Raw genomic sequence first — 14847 nt, 5'->3', positions numbered from 1 at the left:
CCGTGCGGGACCCTACAGCCGCCGGAAGGTGAGGTCGAAGATGGTGCGGCCGGCCTTGTGGGCCTTGTTTTCGAAACTGGTCAGGATGCGGCCCTCGAAACGCGGCGCCCAGCCGCCCACGGCGTCGGGCTCCTCGGAAACGTCACAGTCGGCGCCGGAGGTCCGCGCCTCGGTGAGCGGGCTCTGCGCGCCGGTGCGCTCGCCGCCGTGCACATTGGCGAACAGGTCCGAGGCGGTGCCGACGGCGTGCATCTGCTCGGCGTAGGTGGACCAGTCCGTGGCCAGGCGCCACAGCCCGCCCGGGGCCAGGACACGGGCCACCAGCGGGGCGAAGGTGTCCTTCACCATCCGGCGCTTGTTGTGCTTGGTCTTGTGCCACGGGTCCGGGAAGAACACCCAGACTTCGCTCACCGAGCCGGCCGGCAGCATGGTGCCCAGCACCTCGGGAGCATTGGCCTGGACCACGCGGACGTTGGTGAGGGAGTTGGCGACAATCTTTTGGATGGTCTGCGCCAGGCCGGGCGTGTAGACCTCCACGGCCAGGAAGTCCTTGTCCGGGTTCGCCTTGGCCGCGTGGACCACGGCCTCGCCCAGGCCGGAACCGATCTCCACCACCAGGGGCGCCGTCCGGCCAAATTCGGCGGCGGCGTCGAAGGTGTACTCGGGGTGGACGGACGTGTCGGCGATGTGCCGGGGAACATCGACGGCAAGGGTGTCCGAATGGTCGTCCCAGGCCTTCTGCCGGCGGCCCTGCAGCCGGGTCCCGCGGCGCACAAACGACACCGGCTGGAAGCGGTAGGTGCCTTCTGCGGCCTGGCTGCCGGGGGTGACGGGGCGTGCGGAGTTCTCGCTCGTGCGCGGTGCCGCCTGGTGGGCGGATGCCTCGGCGGGGGACGCGGAAAGGCCGGATTCTGGGGATTCACTCATCCCTTCCAGAATACCGGCCCCGCCCAAAGCGCCGGTTAAAGCCAATGCCGGGGAGTTAAGGTTCGGGGTCGTGGGTCAATCTTCTGCGTCGGCGTGTTGTTGACCGGCAGGCGAACGGAGGTCCGGTAAGACGGAAATCGACCAAGAAAGCCGTCTGTAAGGACCTCCGTTGCGCTCCCATTCTGCCATCCGTTCCGCTGTTACGACCATTACCCGCACGATCACGGTCGCGGCGGGGGTGTTCGCCCCCGGACACCTGGGCGAGCTGACCCGCATCGTGCCGTTCGAGCTGGCCGATGCGGTGCTGGCCCGGACCCGCACCCGGGAACGGCGGCTGCGGACGCTGCCCTCAAGGGTCGGGATCTATTTCGTGCTCGCTCTGGGCCTGTTCCCCCGCTGCGGCTACCAGGGCGTGTGGGCGAACCTGACCGCGGCGCTGCGGGGACAGGCGCCCCGCCCGTCGGGCAAAGCACTGCGGGACGTGCGCCGCCGCCTGGGTCCGGCCCCGCTGCGGGCGCTCTTCGACATCCTGGCCGGCCCGCTCGGACAGCCGTCCACGCCCGGGGTGCGCTTTGGCCGGTACCGCACCGTCACGTTCGATGGCTGCCGGTCGATCAAGGTCCCCGACACCGAACGCAACCGCGGCTGGCTGGGCAGGCTCAACGCCGCGCAGGGCCAAACCGGCTACCCGGCCATCCAGCTGATGACACTGGTCGAAACCGGCACCCGCGCACTGATCGGTGCCGTGTTCGGCACGCCCGCCGATGGCGAAATCACCTGGGCCCGGCGGCTGTTGCACCACCTGGACGGGAGCATGCTCGTCCTGGCCGACCGCGGCTTCGACGCCGCCGCGTTCCTGGCCGACGTCGCCGGTACCGGCGCCCGGTTCCTGGTCCGGATCAAAGCCGGCCGCCGGCTGCCCGTGACCGGGCGGCTGCCCGACGGCTCGGTGCTCTCGTGCCTCGGCGGCCTGAAGGTACGGATCATTACCGCACACGTGGGCGTCACCTGCCACGACGGCACCACGTACGGCGAGGACTACCGGCTGGCCACCACGCTGACCGACTGCCGGGAGTACCCGGCCGGGGCGCTCATCGGGCTCTACCACGAGCGGTGGGAACACGAAATCGCCTACCTCGCCCTGCGGCACACCCTGCTCCAGGGCCAGGTGCTGCGCTCCGGCGACCCGACCGGCCTGGAACAGGAAATGTGGGCACTGCTCGCCGTTTACCAGACATTGCGCATCGCGATCACCGACGCCATCACCACGGTGCCAGGCACCGATCCGGACCGGGCCAGCTACCAGCTCGCGGTGACAACCGCCCAGAACCTGGTCATCGGCGCCGAGAACGTCACCGCCGGCAACGAGGACTTGGCCGGCGACATCGGCCGCGCAGTCCTGGCCAACCTGAACCCGCCCCGACGGCCGCGCGTCTGCGCCCGGCGCGTGAAATCCCCGCTATCACGCTGGAACAAGCAGCCACCGGGCAAACCCCGCACCAACTTGCGGATCACCCGGCTCACCATCACCGCCAGCGGGCACGACCCCCTGGACGAGGGAACGACACGCCGCAGCCGGTCCTTGACCCACGACCCCGAACCTTAACTCCCCGGCATTGCGGTTAAAGCGCTGTGGCGGGTGCCCGGGGGCGCCCGCCACAGTCCCGCCACAGTCCCGGTGGAGGAAGTGGAACCTAGGCGGCGGGGACCTCGTTGAGGTCCTTGCCCTTGGTCTCCGGGATGGTGAGGACAAACAGCGCGCTGACCAGCAGCAGCACCACGGCGTACACGTTGAACAGGACGCCGACGTTGATCGAGGCCAGCCACGTCTGCAGGTAGGGCGCGGTGCCGCCAAAGACGGCGACGCAGATGGAGTACGGCACGCCCACGCCCACGGTGCGGATGCTGGTGGGGAAGAGTTCGGCGTAGACGGCCGGCACGATGGCGGCGCTGGCGGCGATGAAGATCAGCATCACGGACATGCTCACGGCCAGCTGCCAGGGGGAGTCCTTCAGCAGCCAGGTCATCGGGAAGTGCAGGACGGCGGTGCCGATGGCGCCGGAGAGCAGCACCTTCTTGCGGCCGATCTTGTCCGAGAGCTTGCCCCAGAACGGCAGCGCGGCGATGAAGACGATGTTGCCGACGACGCCGGCCCACAGTGCCGCGCCGCGGTCCATGTGCAGCGAGGTGGCCGCGTAGCTCGGTGCCACCACGCCCCAGATGTAGTAGATGACTGTCAGGCCCACGGTCAGGCCGATGACCTGCAGGGCCTGCTTGCGGTAGCGCACAATCTGCGGCCAGATCGGGGCACGCTTGGTGGCGCTGTCCTCCTCGGCGAAGATCTCCGTCTCGTGCAGCCGGGCCCGCATGAACAGGGCGTACAGGCCCAGGACGGCGCCGATGGCGAACGGTACGCGCCAGCCCCAGGCCTGCATCTCTGCCTTGGGCAGTGCAGTGGTCATGATGGCCCCGAGCAGGGTGCCGAACAGGATGCCGGCCGTGCCAGAGGTGTAGATCAGCGTGGCCCAGAAGCCGCGCTTTTCCTTGGGCGCCATCTCCGAGAGGTAGGTCTGCGACGACGGCAGCTCGCCGCCGTGGGCCAGGCCCTGGAGCAGCCGGGCCACCAGCAGTGTCAGCGAGGCCCAGGCCCCGGCCAGCCCGTAGGTGGGGGCGACGGCGATGACCAGGCTGCCCAGCGAGGCCAGGCCGACGGCCAGCGTCATCGAGGTCTTGCGGCCGATGCGGTCGCCGATCCAGCCGAACAGGAAGCCGCCGAACGGGCGGGCCACGAAGCCGACGGCGAAGATCGCCAGGATGGAGAGCACGGCCGACGTCGGATCCTGGGGGTTGAAGAGCGCCCCGGCCAGGAAGGGCGTGAACGTGGCATACACGGCCCAGTCGTACCACTCGACGGCGTTGCCGATGCCGGTGCCGAGCAGGGTGCGCCAGAGTGCGCCCTTTCCGGTGGCGGGCTCGTGGCTGGAGGGGGCCTTGCGGCCCGTGGCGGAGGGGATCCCCGCAGGTGTTGATGCTGTGGTGCTCATGGAGGGCTCCGGGTGGCTAGTTGGCGGAGGGGGTGGAGGATGCCGGCCCTGCGGCCAGGGAGGCCAGCCGGCTGGCGGCCAGCTGGGCGTAGAGGGCGGCACCGTCGGTGAGGACGCCGTCGTCGAAGGTTGCGTACGGCGAGTGGTTGAACGCCGCGGTGTTGAAATCCGCTCCCGGTGCCACGGCGCTGAGGCCAATGAAGGTGCTGGGCACGGCGGCCATGAGGTGGGAGAAGTCCTCCGAGCCGCTGATCGGGTTGGCGAAGCGGGTGAGGCGTCCGGAGCCAAACATCTCGGTGATGACGCCCTCGGCCCGTTCGGTTTCGCCGACGTCGGTGATGCTGACGGGGTACTCGGTCTGGTAATCGACGTCGACCTCCAGGCCGTGGGCGGCGGCGATGTTTTTCAGCAGCCGCGGCACCGAGGCCTGCATCTTCGTCCGGGATTCGTCCGAGAAGGTGCGGATGGTGGCCTCGAAGTGGGCTGTCTCGGGGATGACGTTGCGCTTGGTGCCGGCCGCCAGCAGGCCCACGGTCAGCACCACCGGATCGAACATGTTGAACTGGCGGGTGATCATGACTTGCATGGCGGTGACCATCTCCGCCGCGGCGGTGACAGGGTCCTTGGCGGCATGCGGGGCCGAGCCGTGGCCGCCCGCCCCCAGGATGGTGACCACGAGGCCGTCGGAGGCGCTCATGATGACGCCGGGCTTGGTGCAGAACTGGCCGTACGGGGCCAGTCCGGCAAAGACGTGCATGCCAAACGCTGCATCCACGCGGCGGCCGGCGGCGTCCAGGACACCCTCGCGGATCATCACCGAGGCGCCGTCGTAGCCCTCCTCGCCGGGCTGGAACATGAGCACGACGTCGCCGGCCAGCGAGGGGGCCTGCTCGGCCAGGAGCGTCGCGGCACCGGTCAGCATGGCGGTGTGCAGATCGTGGCCGCAGGCGTGCATGGCCCCGTCCACGCGGGAGGCGTAGTCGACGCCGCTGCGCTCCTGGACGGGGAGGGCGTCCATGTCGGCGCGCAACAGCACGGCCGGCTTCGGCGCACCGTTGGCGGGGGTGGATCCGCCGCGCAGCACGGCCGTGACGGAGCTGGTGTCCTTGCCCAGGGTGATCTCGTAGGGCAGGCCGTCGAGGGCCTTGAGGACCTTCTCCTGGGTCCGCGGCAGGTGCAGGCCGATTTCCGGATCCTGGTGCATTTCGTGCCGGAAGCGGATCAAGTCTGCGCTGAGGCCGGCGGCGTCGATCGACATTCATTCTCCTTGTGGTCTGGCTCACATCGGGCTTTGTACCATTGTCGGCCCGCGCGGCGATTGCTCTTTCAAATCCCTGAAAACGTGCACATCATGGTTTGATTCAGATGGAATCATGCATTCGATGGAATGGAGCTCCGCGGTGGAACTGAGTGAAGAGGACCTGGCGCTGATCCACGCCCTGCAGATCGCGCCCCGGGTGAGCTGGACCGACGCCGCAGAGGTGCTGGGCGTGCACCCCACCTCCCTGGCGGCCCGCTGGGAACGGCTGAACGGGCGGGGTGCGGCCTGGGTCACCGGGCACCTGGTCGGGGATCCGAAGCAGATGTCACTGGCGTTCATCGAGGTGGACTGCAAGATGGAGCGCCGGGCGCAGGTGGTGGCCGCGCTCGCCGCCGTGCCGGAGATCGTCACGGTGGAGGAGGCGGCCAGCAACCGGGATTTGGTGTTGACCGTGATCACCGAATCCCTGCAGAACCTCAGCGGCGAGGTGATCCCGGCGATCGCCGCGATCGACGGTGTGACGAAGAGCCAGACGTCCCTGTGCACCCGGCTGCACAGCGGCGGCTATGCCTGGCGGCTCAATGTGCTGGACCGGCCGCAGCAGCAGCAACTGGCGGCGCTGAACCACAACCACCCGGCGCCGGGCCCGCTGCCGGCCAGCCACAAGGCGCTGCTGCCGCTGCTGGCGGCCAACGGCCGGGCGACGGCGGCCCAGATGGCCAGGGTGCTTGGCCGGACCCCGGCCACCGTGCAGCGCCAGCTCAACCGCGTCCTGGGCTCGGGGGTGCTGTCCTTCCGCTGTGAAATGGCACAGCGGCACTCCGGGTTCCCGGTGTCCTGCCAGTGGTTTGCCCGGATCCCGGCCGGCTCGCACCAAAGCGCCGCGGCGGCGCTGGCCAGGGTGCCCAACGTCCGCCTCTGCGCCTCCACCACGGGCCGGACCAACTTTCTGGTCTTCATGTGGCTGCGCAGCGTGGCCGAGGTGATGGACATGGAACTGGTCCTGCAGCAGAGCATTCCCGGCATCGAGCTGGTGGAGAGTGCCGTCATCCTCGCCACGGCCAAGCGCGTGGGCTGGATGCTCAACCCGGACAGCACCGCTGTGAACATGGTTCCCGGGGCCATCCCCATGGCGGCGCTTGAGGTCCAAGGTGGCGGCGGCGGAAGGTGACCTGGGCTACCCTCCCGCCAGCGTTTTGTACGCCCGCAGCGCGCTCCTGATAGAATGAAGACACTTGATGTGCATTGATGCGCATCCTGCGTCGATGAACGCATTCAATCTGTCCCGCAATTTTGGGATGCAGCCACGCCCGCCCAGGGCAGCCCGGTAAGCCGGTCAGGCGCATCAGCGGTTGACAATGTCTGGCATTGAATCGGCGAACCCGTGGCCAAAACTGGTGGCGGGACGAGCCATACGCCGTAAGAAAGTCTCTCTACATGACTACGTTTTCCTCCCTTGGTGTGCCCAAGGCACTTGCCGATTCCCTCGCCGCCAACGGCATCGAAGAGGCCTTCCCCATCCAGGTCAAGACCCTGCCCGACACGCTGGCGGGACGCGACGTCCTGGGCCGCGGCCGCACCGGCTCCGGCAAGACCATCGCCTTCGCGCTGCCCCTGGTGGCCCGTCTGGCCGAGCGCGAGGCAGCCTACTTCCGCAAGCCGGGCCGCCCGCTGGGCCTGATCCTGGCCCCCACCCGCGAGCTGGCCACCCAGATCAACAACACGGTGGAGCCGCTGGCCAAGGAAATGGGCCTGAACACCACTGTCATCTACGGTGGCGTGCCCCAGGCCCGCCAGGAGAAGGCGCTGCGCGCCGGCGTCGACATCGTCATCGCCTGCCCGGGCCGCCTGGAAGACCTGATGAAGCAGAAGGTCATCTCGCTGGAGTCCGTGGAGATCACGGTCCTGGACGAGGCGGACCACATGGCCGACCTCGGCTTCCTGCCCGTCGTGAAGCGACTGCTGGACACCACCCCCACGCAGGGCCAGCGTCTGCTCTTCTCGGCCACGCTGGACAACGGTGTGGACAAGATCGTCCAGCGCTACCTCTCCAACCCGCTGACCCACGCGGTGGATGACCCGCAGGCCGCGGTGACCACCATGGAGCACCACGTGCTGGTGGTCAACGACCAGACCGTGAAGAAGCAGCTGATTGTGGAGCTGGCCTCCGGCGCCGGCCGCCGCGTGCTCTTCATGCGCACCAAGCACCACGCCCGCAAGCTGGCCAAGACGCTTTCCGACGCCGGCATCCCCGCCGTCGACCTGCACGGAAACCTGTCGCAGAATGCCCGCGACCGCAACCTGGCCGAGTTCTCCTCCGGTGACGTCCGCGTCCTGGTGGCCACCGACGTCGCCGCCCGCGGTGTCCACGTGGACGACGTCGAGCTGGTCATCCACGTTGACCCGCCCACGGAGCACAAGGCCTACCTGCACCGCTCCGGCCGGACGGCCCGCGCCGGCTCCGATGGAACGGTAGTCACCATCACCTTGCCCGAGCAGCAGTCCGATGTGAAGAAGCTGATGAAGGCCGCCGGCGTCGACGTCTCCTTCGAGCGCGTCAGTGCCAACTCCCCGCTGGTGGGCAAGCTGGTGGGCGAGGTTGCCGACAAGATCGACCCGCGCACCCGCGCCGCACTGCAGGCCGCCAAGGCCCCGCAGCAAGGTGGCGGCCAGTCCACCGGCGCCAACGCCGAGCGCAAGCGCGCCCGCCGCACCGGTGCAGCACCGGTGGCAGGCGGCCGTGGCGGCCGCGGTGGACGTGGACGCGTCTCCGGCACTCCGGCCTCGGAAATCGTTGCCTCTGTCGGCGCCAACCGCACCGAGCGCCGCAAGGAGCAGCCGCAGGCCGCGCGCTTCGGCGCGGACACCCGCCGTCCGGCCCGCGGTGAAGGCCGCGGCGAGGCCGGTGGCGCCAACCGCGGCGAGGGCCGTTCCGAAAACCGTGGCGATGTGGCACGCGGCCCCAAGCGCGCCCCCGAGGGTTCCTCGCACCGCAACGACGTTCCGCGCAGCGGCGGCGCCCGCGGCGGCGCAGGCGCTGCTCCGGCCTCCAAGGGCGGCTCCGCTGCCGTGTGGTCCTCCAATACCGGCGGCACCTCCGGCGGCAGCTTCGGCTCCGGCTCGGGCAACGCGGGCGGTGCACGCTCCGGCGGCGCCCGCTCGGGCGGACCCCGCCGCGCGTCGGCCCCGGCCTCCAACCAGCGCCGCGGCCGCTAAGGTCGCCTCGCGCTAAGCACGACGGCGCCCGTCCCCACTTTCGGTGGGGACGGGCGCCGTCGTCGTTTGAGCAGCATTGTTGAGGCGTGAGTTGTTGCCCTTTAGACGCGGCCTAAAGGGCAACAACTCACGCCTCAACCGGCGTCGGGCTCCACGGGGTCGATGCTGAGCACGGCCAGGAAGCCGCGGCCGGAAATCTCCGGGGCATCCTCCGCACCCACCACGGTGTCGTAGCGGCCAAGCTCGGCCGGTGCGGAGCCGTCGGAGCCGGCCACGCTGGCGGTGCCCTGCAGCAGCACGGCATGCTGGCCGGCAAAGACGGGGTGCGGGCGCTTCTTGGACAGCTCCACGATGGCCATGTAGCCCTTGACCGCGCCGCGGCGGGCCATCAGGTTCAGGTCCATCAGATTGCCCGTGGGCAGAGTGGCGCTGGTGTCGGCGTCGCCGGAAAAGCGGTACGGGCGGTACTTCTCGAGGGCATGCTCCACGCCGTCGACGGTGAGGGCAATGAGCTCGCCCTCGATGATGGTGATGATCCGCTCGATGCCGGGCATGGGGGAGAACGGCCCGGCCGAGGCCACCTCGGCGATGCTGATGCGCCAGTCCCACGGCTCGGGGGTGGCCTCGTTCCCGGGGGCCTTGCCCGCGGCCACCTGGCGCGTCACGCCGCCGCCGTTGGCCCAGCGGGCGGGGGCGAGGGCGGCGTAGCGGATGATCTCCATGGCCTAGTCCTCCACGTTCTTGATGCTGACCACGCGGAGCCGCTTGGGCGCGGCCTGGCGCACGGCCACGGCGCGGCGGACATTGCCGTACACCCAGGACAGGCCCAGCGAGACGCCAAAGGCAACGATGATGTTCACCAGGAACGGCCACTTGGCCACGGACAGCGCCAGACACACCAGCGCGAAGCTGAGGAACTGGAAGGCAATGTCGAGCCAATCGGTCTTTTTACGCATGCTGCAAGCGTACCCGGGCGGACAGCGGCGGCCCGCGCCCGATCCGTGGGGACATCCCCTCGCCGGTCAGGTCCTCAGGGCCCCTGTTTGGCGAGGGCGTGCCGGGGGCTGTCCGGATTCATCAGTGAGTGCTTGCGCCCGTAGGAGAAGTAGATCACCAGGCCGATGATCAGCCACACGCCGAACCGCAGCCACGTCTCCCAGTGCAGCTGGGTCATCAGGAAGAAGGAGGCCAGCACGCCGAAGGCGGGCACCACCGGCATGAACGGCAGCCGGAACGTCCGGTCCACCTCGGGGCGGGTGCGGCGCAGGACGATGACGGCGGCGCACACCACCACGAAGGCCGCGAGGATGCCGATGTTGGTCAGGTCGGCCACCAGCCGGATGGGCAGCACCCCGGCCAGCAGGGCCGAGGTCAGGCCGGCAATCCAGGTCACGCGCTGCGGCACGCCGCGCTTGGCGTCGGTCTTGGCGAACCACTTGGGCAGCAGGCCGTCGCGGCTCATGGAGAACCAGACGCGCGTGACGCCGAGTAGGAAGGTCAGCATCACGGTCAGGATGGAGATCACCGCAAAGGCCGAAATGATGGTGGCGATGGTGGGCAGGCCCACCGAATCAAAGGCCGAGGCGAATGCGCTGGTGGGGTTGATCTGTGCGTAGTTCTGCATCCCGGTCAGCACCAGGGTGGCCATGACGTACAGGACCATGGCGATCACCAGGGAGAGGATGATGGCCTTGGGCATGTGCTTCTTGCCGTCCGTGGCCTCCTCCGCCGCGGTGCTCATGGCGTCGTAGCCAAACACCGCAAAGAACACGGTGGCTGCACCGGTGAGGATCGGGCCAAAGCTGCTGGGCATGAAGGGCACAAAGTTGCTGCCATGGATGTGGAAGACGCCAATGCCGATGATGCCCAGGATCAGCAGGACCTTCAGGCCCACGGCCACCAGCTCGAAGCGGCCAAAGCTCTTGGACCCGCGGCTGAGGATCCAGGTGACCAGCAGGCACACGCCGATGGCCGGGAGGTTGATGATGCCGTTGGGGGTGTCGGGGGTCCAGGAACTGTTCACTGCCTCCGGCACCGCGACGCCAACGCCCGACATGAACGCGCCGAAGTAGCCCGAGATGCCAATGGCCACCACCGCCACAATGGCGATGTACTCCAGCAGCAGGTCCCAGCCGATGAACCAGCCCACCAGCTCGCCCAGGGCCACGTAGCCGTAGGTGTAGGCCGAGCCGGCGCGGGGGATCATCCCGGCAAATTCCGCGTAGGACAGGGCGGCGGCGCCGCTGGCCAGGCCGGCGATCAGGAAGGAAATGACGACGGCGGGCCCCACCGCAGGGTTGGCGCTGTCGCCGTGGGCCACCACGCCGGCCAGCGTGAAGATGCCGACGCCGATGATGCCCCCGACGCCGATGGCCGTGAGCTGCCACAGCCCCAGGCTTTTGAAGAGCCCGCTCGGGCCATCCTCATCCTCGCCGTCGAGGGGCTTTCGCCTCAGCACGGAATAGGGATTGGCCGATCGTGGAACCTGGCTCATGGCAACCTCCGAAACATGGGTGTTTCTTCTGTTGCCCGCCAGTTTAGTCCGCAGCCATGGTGCAGCGGCAGGGGAAGATCGTCCCCATCGCCGGGCGGTTGTGGCCGGGCTAACGGTATTGGGCCGCGTAGGGGGCATTGGTGGGCACAATGACCTTGCCCAGCGGCATCAGGGAGATGGGGATCATCTTGAGGTTGGCGATGGCCAGCGGGATGCCGATGATGGTGATCGCCATGGCAAACGCCGTGGCCACATGTCCGATGGCAATCCAGATCCCGGCCACCAGCAGCCAGATGACATTGCCCAGCGTGGCACCCAGCGTGGGTCCGCCGGCCCTCTCCACCACCGTCCGGCCAAAGGGCCACAGGGCATAGCCGGCGATCCTGAACGAGGCGATGCCCCAGGGGATGGTGACGATGAGGAGACAGCAGACGAGGCCGGCCAGCAGATAGCCCAGGGCCAGCCAGATGCCGCCGAACACCAGCCAGATGACATTCAGGATTGTCTTCATGCTTCCATCCTGCCCCGCCGGCGCCGGTGGAGCCATCCGGGATCCCCCTGAGGCGCCCCTGATTCTGCCCGGCCGGCGACGACGCCGGAGCCCGAGACGGCGGGGGTGCCCGGTGCTACGCTGTCGTACAAGACCGTCCCTGCCGGCGGTGCGCCTTGCACTGAGCGGGTTGCACCGTGCCGGTGCAGCGGCGGGCGGACGCGGTGTGCGGGAGGTGGCCGGATGGATCCGGGGACAGTGCTGTTGGTTGTCCTGCTGGCGATCGTGGCCATGGCCGGCGGCGTCTTCATCACGCTGGCCATCCTGCTCTCGCGCGGGATCCACACCGTCGCGCGTGCCTCCAAACCCGGCGTCGACAAGCTCCGCCGGCAGGCCCTGAAGGTGCGCGCCCAGACCGGCGCGGGCCCGGGCCGGGAACTCGCCTCGCTGCGGGTGCGGCTGCTTGAGGCGCTGGAGGCCACCGAACGCAGCCTGGGCGTGGCCATGGATTCGCGCCAGCACACCGGCAACCTGCCGGAGATCCTCAAAACACTCCAGCACGCCGGTTCCGTGGTGGAACGCCAGCTGGCCGTCGCGGCGAAGGACCCGGATCCGGCCATCCAGAAGGTGTATGCGCAGACGCTGGGCGTCCAGGTGGAGCAGATTTCCGCCACGGCCACGGGCGTGCGCACCGCGCTGGCCCGCACCGCGCAGCCCATGGCGGACACGGACATTGGCGCGTTGGCCCGGCGCCTGGAGATCGAGGCCAAGATGCTGGACAACTGGTCGGCAACGTACACGCAGCTGGGCAAGGACTAGGGCCGGGAGCCGGAATGAAGATCACCAAGCGCATCACCACCATCTTCCGGTCCAGGGCCAACGCCGCGGTGGACAAGTTCGAGGACCCCGCCCTGGCCATGGACTACTCCTACGAGAAGCAGCTGCAGGCCCTGCATGAGGTGCGGCGGGGCATCGCGGACGTGGCCACCAGCCGCGCCCGGCTCGAACACCAGGCCAATGAACTCCACGGTGCCATGGCACGGCTGCACGGACAGGCCCAGCAGGCGCTTTCGCTCAACCGGGAGGATTTGGCCCGGGCGGCGCTGGCCCGGCGGGCGGACATCGGATCCCAGCTGGCGGACATTGTCGTCCAGCGCGATTCCCTGCTGGCCCAGGAGACCCGGCTGACGGTGGGGCTGGGGCAGCTGCAGACCCGCGTCGAGGCCTTCCGTGCCAAGGCGCAGACCATCAAGGCCAGCTACTCCGCGGCCGAGGCCCAGAGTCGGATCGGCGAATCCCTGGGTGGCCTCAGCTCCGAGATGGCGGCCGTGGGGGATGCCATGCGCCGGGCGGAGGACCATGCGGGCCGGATGCAGGCGCGGTCCGCGGCGCTGGAGGAACTCTTTGCCAGCGGAGTGCTGGCCGACCCCTCCCGGCCGATGCAGGATCCGCTCGAGCGCCAGCTGAACCAGCTGGCGGCCGACCAGGCGGTGGAGCTGGAGCTGGCGCGCCTGAAGGAGGAACGCCAGATCACCGAAGGCTGAGCCGGATGGCGCGGGCTTCGCTGGTTGAGCGGAGCCAAGAGAGACAGCAGGGTTCCCTGGCCGAGCGAAGCGAGGCTAGGGCAACTGGCGAACGGGAGCCGAAACCTGGCGGGCCGATGGTGTCCCCAGCCGCCGTGGTCGGCGGGCGGGGTCGCGGCAAGCACTAGCGGGCTCGGCCGTCAGCCTTCGGTGACGTCGCCGGTGGCGGTGTCGAAGGTAAAGGTGCGGGTGCGCCCGGCGGGGGCACCGTCGTGCTCGGCGGCGAGGGTGAACCGGACCTCGAAGCGGTCCGCGGCCGCGTCGTCGGCGGTCACCGTGTAGTTCGAGGTGAACTGCCAGTGGGTGTCCGGGGCAAGATCGAGCGGTTCGGCCAGCGGGCAGTCGGCTGCCAGCACGACGACGGCGCCGGCGGGTTCGGCGGTCCGGTTGGCTGCGCGGCCGCTGAAGGCCAGGACGTCGCCGGCCTTGTAGCCGGGCACGATGGGGCCGTAGTTCAGGTCCTGGGACTCGCGGTTGGAAAGGATCTGCGGCTGGGCGGCGGAGTACGCCTGGCCCATCTCCTTCCACACGGCGGCATCCCACTCGCCGTCGGCCGGCGCCAGGGCGACGCTCTCGCCGACGGTCTGCCAGCTGGCGGGCCGGCCCGGCGTGATGGAGCGCAGCACCACATCCAGCGACAGCGCACCGTCCGGACCGCCGGCCTTGCCGCCGGGGAAGCCGGGGGAGGCAGAGAGGTCCGGGGCGCCGGCCAGCAGCGCCGGGTCCACGCTGGCGAAGACAATCTCCTGGTAGCCCTGGCGCTCGTACAGCACGCCGATGCGGCCGTTGGGCAGCCTGGCGGCGGAGGAGTATGCGGAGCTGCCCGCGCAGAGCACCAGTTTTCGCCCCCAGCTGGCACCGTTGTCGGTGGAGAGACTCAGCACCGTGTTCCGGCGCAGCTGCTGGTCCTGGTTGTTGCAGGCCAGCAGCCAGCCGGCCGTGTCCTGGGTGCCCAGTCCGTGCACGGTGGGCAGCCCGTCCCAGCGCGAGAGCGAGCCGTTGTCGCCGGGGTCCGGCAGCTCGGCCACCGGCGCCAGCGCGCCATAGCCGTGGCCGCCGTCGTACGAAACGGCCGCCATCCGGAACGGGGTGGCACGGGTGTGCAGCAGCAGCGTGCCGTCGTCGCGGGCGGCCACCTTGTTCTCGTTGCCGCCGGGCACCAGTTCGCCCAGTGTCCAGGTCTCGCCGTGGTCGTCGCTGTAGGCGGAGGCGGAGTGGATGCCGCCGTGGAACAGGACCACCATCTGCTGCACCAGCCGTCCGGCGAACGGCCCGGTGTGGATCTGGATGCCCTGCCCGGCGGCGGCAAAGAGGCCGGTGATGCCCGCCCGCTTGAGGCCGGCGGTGAGGCGCCGGTGTGTCCAGCTGAGGCCGTCGTCGTCGGAGAAGCTCACATCGGTGTGCTGGACGGCGTCGTCCGGGAAGAGGCCCTCGACGGCCTCGAAGAAGCCGGCCTGGGTGCCGGCGGCGTGGAAGAGGAAGATGCGCCCCGTCTGGGCGTCCACCAGCAGGCTGGGATCGCCGTAGCCGTCCAGCCCGGTGCCGGTGCGGACCACCTGCTGGGCACCCCAGGTGCGCCCGCCGTCGGTGCTGCGGCGCAGGAGCAGGTCGATCGGGTTGGGCAGATCGTCCAGGTTTGGCCGGCCATCGTAGGCGGCCAGGATGGTGCCGTGGGTGCTCACGGCCAGGGCAGGGATCCGGTACTGCCGGTACCCTCCGAGTCCGCGCCGTGCCAATACCTGCTCAACAATGCCCTCAGTCATGGTCCAACTCTAGGCCAGCCACGCTCCGCGAACCGTCACTTGTGGGCAGTCCGGAGCCCCGACACTGCC

13 protein-coding genes are annotated in these 14847 nt (G+C 69.4%); 5 read left to right on the top strand and 8 right to left on the bottom strand.

The features are described from left to right. Positions 1-12: 12 nt before the first annotated feature. Positions 13-927, bottom strand: a complete 915-nt coding sequence (trmB, locus tag ACQCSX_RS12340; protein ID WP_427015609.1) for a tRNA (guanosine(46)-N7)-methyltransferase TrmB — start codon at positions 925-927, stop codon at positions 13-15. A 169-nt stretch (positions 928-1096) separates the two neighbouring features. Here trmB and ACQCSX_RS12335 point away from each other — a divergent pair, with 169 nt between their 5' ends. Continuing rightward, the gene (locus ACQCSX_RS12335; protein WP_427015608.1) at positions 1097-2533 is read left to right on the top strand and encodes an IS4 family transposase; all 1437 of its coding nucleotides are present in this window, start codon (positions 1097-1099) and stop codon (positions 2531-2533) included. Between the two features lie 88 nt (positions 2534-2621). Here the strand turns inward: ACQCSX_RS12335 and ACQCSX_RS12330 are convergent, their stop codons facing one another. Continuing rightward, the gene (locus ACQCSX_RS12330) at positions 2622-3971 is read right to left on the bottom strand and encodes an MFS transporter (protein WP_427015607.1); all 1350 of its coding nucleotides are present in this window, start codon (positions 3969-3971) and stop codon (positions 2622-2624) included. Positions 3972-3987: 16 nt separating this feature from the next. Then, positions 3988-5229, bottom strand: coding sequence for a M20 metallopeptidase family protein (locus tag ACQCSX_RS12325; protein ID WP_427015606.1), 1242 nt, complete (start codon positions 5227-5229; stop codon positions 3988-3990). A gap of 115 nt (positions 5230-5344) precedes the next feature. On the opposite strand from ACQCSX_RS12325, the gene ACQCSX_RS12320 reads away from it, so the two are divergent. Continuing rightward, complete coding sequence (locus ACQCSX_RS12320) at positions 5345-6403, top strand: Lrp/AsnC family transcriptional regulator (protein ID WP_427015605.1); 1059 nt, start codon at positions 5345-5347, stop codon at positions 6401-6403. 266 nt (positions 6404-6669) lie between these two features. After that, positions 6670-8448, top strand: a complete 1779-nt coding sequence (locus tag ACQCSX_RS12315) for a DEAD/DEAH box helicase (RefSeq protein WP_427015604.1) — start codon at positions 6670-6672, stop codon at positions 8446-8448. Between the two features lie 134 nt (positions 8449-8582). Here ACQCSX_RS12315 and ACQCSX_RS12310 read toward each other — a convergent pair whose 3' ends face one another. The 4 genes from ACQCSX_RS12310 to ACQCSX_RS12295 form a co-directional block, all read right to left on the bottom strand. Then, positions 8583-9170 (bottom strand): HutD/Ves family protein, encoded by a 588-nt coding sequence (locus tag ACQCSX_RS12310; RefSeq protein WP_427015603.1) that lies wholly within the window; start codon positions 9168-9170, stop codon positions 8583-8585. A 3-nt stretch (positions 9171-9173) separates the two neighbouring features. Then, positions 9174-9404: a hypothetical protein gene (locus tag ACQCSX_RS12305; RefSeq protein ID WP_427015602.1), complete on the bottom strand. Its 231-nt coding sequence runs from the start codon at positions 9402-9404 to the stop codon at positions 9174-9176. Positions 9405-9478: 74 nt separating this feature from the next. After that, positions 9479-10942: an amino acid permease gene (locus ACQCSX_RS12300; protein WP_427015601.1), complete on the bottom strand. Its 1464-nt coding sequence runs from the start codon at positions 10940-10942 to the stop codon at positions 9479-9481. Between the two features lie 109 nt (positions 10943-11051). Further along, the gene (locus ACQCSX_RS12295; RefSeq protein ID WP_427015600.1) at positions 11052-11453 is read right to left on the bottom strand and encodes a YccF domain-containing protein; all 402 of its coding nucleotides are present in this window, start codon (positions 11451-11453) and stop codon (positions 11052-11054) included. A 222-nt stretch (positions 11454-11675) separates the two neighbouring features. Between ACQCSX_RS12295 and ACQCSX_RS12290 the strand changes: the two genes are divergently transcribed. Further along, a complete protein-coding gene (locus ACQCSX_RS12290) occupies positions 11676-12251 on the top strand; it encodes a hypothetical protein (protein WP_427015599.1) in 576 nt (191 codons plus the stop codon). A 14-nt stretch (positions 12252-12265) separates the two neighbouring features. Beyond that, the gene (locus ACQCSX_RS12285; RefSeq protein ID WP_427015598.1) at positions 12266-12976 is read left to right on the top strand and encodes a PspA/IM30 family protein; all 711 of its coding nucleotides are present in this window, start codon (positions 12266-12268) and stop codon (positions 12974-12976) included. Between the two features lie 179 nt (positions 12977-13155). Here ACQCSX_RS12285 and ACQCSX_RS12280 read toward each other — a convergent pair whose 3' ends face one another. After that, a complete protein-coding gene (locus ACQCSX_RS12280) occupies positions 13156-14778 on the bottom strand; it encodes a sialidase family protein (protein WP_427015597.1) in 1623 nt (540 codons plus the stop codon). Between the last annotated feature and the right edge of the window lie 69 nt (positions 14779-14847).

The organism is Pseudarthrobacter sp. P1 (genome assembly GCF_050156935.1).
Classification (GTDB): Bacteria; Actinomycetota; Actinomycetes; order Actinomycetales; family Micrococcaceae; genus Specibacter.
Note: the sequence above shows the minus strand (reverse complement) of the source record. Positions and strands in the feature narration are given on the sequence as shown.

Excerpts from the sequence above, each read along its gene's own strand:
- ACQCSX_RS12320 (WP_427015605.1), top strand. The coding sequence starts at position 5,345 with ATGCATTCGATGGAATGGAGCTCCGCGGTGGAACTGAGTGAAGAGGAC.
- trmB (WP_427015609.1), bottom strand. The coding sequence starts at position 927 with ATGAGTGAATCCCCAGAATCCGGCCTTTCCGCGTCCCCCGCCGAGGCA.
- ACQCSX_RS12330 (WP_427015607.1), bottom strand. The coding sequence starts at position 3,971 with ATGAGCACCACAGCATCAACACCTGCGGGGATCCCCTCCGCCACGGGC.
- ACQCSX_RS12285 (WP_427015598.1), top strand. The coding sequence starts at position 12,266 with ATGAAGATCACCAAGCGCATCACCACCATCTTCCGGTCCAGGGCCAAC.
- ACQCSX_RS12305 (WP_427015602.1), bottom strand. The coding sequence starts at position 9,404 with ATGCGTAAAAAGACCGATTGGCTCGACATTGCCTTCCAGTTCCTCAGC.
- ACQCSX_RS12315 (WP_427015604.1), top strand. The coding sequence starts at position 6,670 with ATGACTACGTTTTCCTCCCTTGGTGTGCCCAAGGCACTTGCCGATTCC.
- ACQCSX_RS12295 (WP_427015600.1), bottom strand. The coding sequence starts at position 11,453 with ATGAAGACAATCCTGAATGTCATCTGGCTGGTGTTCGGCGGCATCTGG.
- ACQCSX_RS12290 (WP_427015599.1), top strand. The coding sequence starts at position 11,676 with ATGGATCCGGGGACAGTGCTGTTGGTTGTCCTGCTGGCGATCGTGGCC.
- ACQCSX_RS12280 (WP_427015597.1), bottom strand. The coding sequence starts at position 14,778 with ATGACTGAGGGCATTGTTGAGCAGGTATTGGCACGGCGCGGACTCGGA.
- ACQCSX_RS12325 (WP_427015606.1), bottom strand. The coding sequence starts at position 5,229 with ATGTCGATCGACGCCGCCGGCCTCAGCGCAGACTTGATCCGCTTCCGG.
- ACQCSX_RS12310 (WP_427015603.1), bottom strand. The coding sequence starts at position 9,170 with ATGGAGATCATCCGCTACGCCGCCCTCGCCCCCGCCCGCTGGGCCAAC.
- ACQCSX_RS12300 (WP_427015601.1), bottom strand. The coding sequence starts at position 10,942 with ATGAGCCAGGTTCCACGATCGGCCAATCCCTATTCCGTGCTGAGGCGA.